The sequence below is a fragment of the Thermoleptolyngbya sp. M55_K2018_002 genome (assembly GCF_015295965.1).
Taxonomy (GTDB): domain Bacteria; phylum Cyanobacteriota; class Cyanobacteriia; order Elainellales; family Elainellaceae; genus Thermoleptolyngbya; species Thermoleptolyngbya sichuanensis.
Window position 1 is genome coordinate 1 of sequence record NZ_DVEA01000415.1, and the last position, 2719, is coordinate 2719.

Sequence of the window (2719 nt, forward strand, 5' to 3'; positions counted from 1 at the left end):
CCCTGTCCCGCAGGTGTCACAAAGGGACGAGTCGTTGCCCCATTTCGATTTGGGGACTCAACCACCACTGGCGTAACCGTAACCTGGGCAAAGGGATCGGGGCGATTGCGCTGCACTTCCTGAACACGCGCCTGGGGATTTGTGGAAGCGATGAGTTCGGGGGGCAGCGTGCCCGCAGGCAGTCCAGGAGAGGGAGCAGTTGCCGTGGTTGGGGCGGTGGCAGGAGCCGCCGGAACCGCAGCCGGATCAGCAGGCATTGCGTTTGGATCGGCTGCTGCATTAGGGTCTGCGGGTGCATTTGGATCTACGACGGCTCCGGGTTCCACAGGCGCGTTGGGGTCTGTTGGCGCTGTCGCCGCAGGCTCTTCCGGCGCACTCCTACAGCTCCCCAGCCACAGTGCAAGTGTTCCTAAAACCATAACCAGAGCAGTTCGGCGCATATCAGCCCCCAAAAAACCTACAATCCTCTACGACTCGTCCACAATGCCAATTTCAAGATGCTAATTCACCAACCCATAAACCTGACCCGACAGGCTTGATTAACCCGCTCTAACACAACTCATCTGCTGATATCTATTTCTGCTGATATCTATTAAAGATAATGCAGAAACTTCGGATTTGGCTGAACTTCGTCGGTTTAGCGACCCGCAGGGTTCTGCTTTCAAGGACTAGCGCTGTGCGGCCTGCATGGGCAGCGAGAAGGGGAAGTTGGCAACGGGCTGCTGATCGCTGACGGAGCCTTCGATTGTGCGGGTTGTGCCTTGGACGAGCAGCGTCAGGTTAAAGGGGATGCTGCCACCGCCCCCACCAGGGCAGCGAGTGAACAGATTCACTTCAATAGAAAACTGCCCCTGGGGTGCTCCGCCCGACGGCCAGAAAATATTTTCAATGGGGCTGGTGTTTTGCTCTCCACAGCCTGCGTTTGCGTCTACGTCGAGCTGGCCGCCAGAAGGCACACTGCGGTTGTAGTACGCAACTATATTGCCCGATGGGTCGCGGACTGCCAAATCCAGGTCGTCAGTCGTCGTCCACCGCAGCGTGACCTGAATATCGCCGGTGCCGAGGGTTGGTGTAGAACTGGCTTGGGCTGGGGGCGTAAAAGGCTGAGCAGAGGGGCAAATATCAGATAGGTCGATGAGCCGACCCGTTTGGGTGATCATGAAACAACCCTGGCGCTCCTGAGCCAGTCCAGCGGGCATCGCCACTCCTAGAACAGAGGCCGCAGCGGCGATCGCCAAGAGCCATTGGGCAGAGACAGGCATCGGAGTCGGGAAGGGGGTGGGTAAGGTGAATGGTTTCATGGGCTTTGGGCAAGTTGCAAGGATGTTGGTGCTAGGGTTCCCATTTTGATTTAGAAGAGTTGCACTGGATTGAGATGCGGGGTGCTAGAGCGGATCGGGTGGGGAATTGAGGGCTGTGGAAAATCTGCACAGACTGAAAGCTGGAATAACACCCAACTTTTAGCGCAGAAGTTGCAGATTTTTTCAAAAAAACTGGATCTCTTGCTCAAAGATGAGCTAATGTTTGGTAGTTAAATCTTATTAGATGAATCTTGCTCCAGAAATTCGTTGCCATTTTTTAAAACTGTTTCAGCCCTGACGGATCAAGTTTTTGCTCAATTATTCCCAGCTTTTTGAGTTGCAGCCTCAAGGCGCAAAAAACTTTTTCGCTGGCGACTTGCTTGGGTGTTGCACTTGCGGCTAGTGGTCATTTCTAAAAGGTATCTAAAGCGCTAAGTATCAAGAAGCAGGGATGATTTTGGGTTGCTGTTTGACCATGTATGGATTTTTGTATCCCTACTAGCTTTTGGGGTTATCCATAGATTCTTGAGAGATTCTTGAGACTGTAATCCTGAAGCTGTAAATTCCAAGTTTGCAAATTCCGAACCCCCGACCTGATTTGAAAACTACTGCCCAACTATTGCCCAGCGCTTTGTAGTGTGAGGAAATTGGTATGAACCGTTGCGCCGCCTTCTTTTCCCGCAGTTTTCGCCAGCTTCATGCAGCGCTCGATACACTATCAACTGCTCAGTTCGGAGCCGTGCTGGGAGGGATGGCCCTGTCGGGTGGGCTGTCGCTGATGGCGATTTCTGTAGGGATCGCTTCGCGAATTGCCCCAGCGCAGGCACAGGCGGCTTACGGCAGCTACGTGGGGATTGGTGGCTCCTTTGGATTAACGGAGGGCGACGATGCGTTTGGCGAAGATTCGGCTTCGGGGGCGGTGATTGCGGCCCGCTATAAGCTGCTGCGAGTGCCTCTCTCCATTCGGGCGCAGTTGCTATTGAGCGATCGCAGTGCCTTTGTGCCAACGGTTTCCTACGATATTCCGCTGAATTGGCAGACAGATTTGTACTTGGGCGCGGGCGCGTCTATCATGCTGGGCGGTGGTGACGACACTTCCCCCATCGGCAACCAGAGTAGCTTTGTTCTGCAACCAGGCATTGACCACGCATTGCCCAACAGCAATTTGGTTCTCTTTGGCAACGCAATTTTTGCCTTTGATGGCTACGACGAAGGCAACAACGCTGCGATTTCAGTGCAGGGCGGGGTTGGTTTGCGCTTCTAGACTTTGGGCGGCTCGCAATCGAAGTTCAGAAATCTATGCACCCGTGAAAAGGGCCGTACCGAGTGCCGTGCCGTATGTAGGCATCGCGAGATCTTGGTTTAAGAGGGTGTTTGAAAAGGTATCGCCTGTAATGTTAAGCACTCAGAGATCCCCC

2 protein-coding genes and 1 pseudogene are annotated in these 2719 nt (G+C 53.9%); 1 reads left to right on the top strand and 2 read right to left on the bottom strand.

Features of this window, described 5'->3' with window-relative positions; translation table 11 throughout:
• Together IGS51_RS20845 and IGS51_RS20850 are read right to left on the bottom strand one after the other, a co-directional pair.
• Nucleotides 1-419 (bottom strand): annotated as a pseudogene (locus IGS51_RS20845) (hypothetical protein); the annotation flags it as partial.
• Between the two features lie 249 nt (nt 420-668).
• Nucleotides 669-1301 carry a hypothetical protein gene (locus IGS51_RS20850; protein WP_297080679.1) on the bottom strand — a complete coding sequence of 211 codons (633 nt, stop codon included), beginning with the start codon at nt 1299-1301 and terminating at the stop codon, nt 669-671.
• Between the two features lie 778 nt (nt 1302-2079).
• Between IGS51_RS20850 and IGS51_RS20855 the strand changes: the two genes are divergently transcribed.
• Nucleotides 2080-2565, top strand: coding sequence for a hypothetical protein (locus IGS51_RS20855; RefSeq protein ID WP_367185739.1), 486 nt, complete (start codon nt 2080-2082; stop codon nt 2563-2565).
• Nucleotides 2566-2719: the final 154 nt, after the last annotated feature.

Excerpts from the sequence above, each read along its gene's own strand:
- IGS51_RS20850 (WP_297080679.1), bottom strand. The coding sequence starts at position 1,301 with ATGAAACCATTCACCTTACCCACCCCCTTCCCGACTCCGATGCCTGTC.
- IGS51_RS20855 (WP_367185739.1), top strand. The coding sequence starts at position 2,080 with ATGGCGATTTCTGTAGGGATCGCTTCGCGAATTGCCCCAGCGCAGGCA.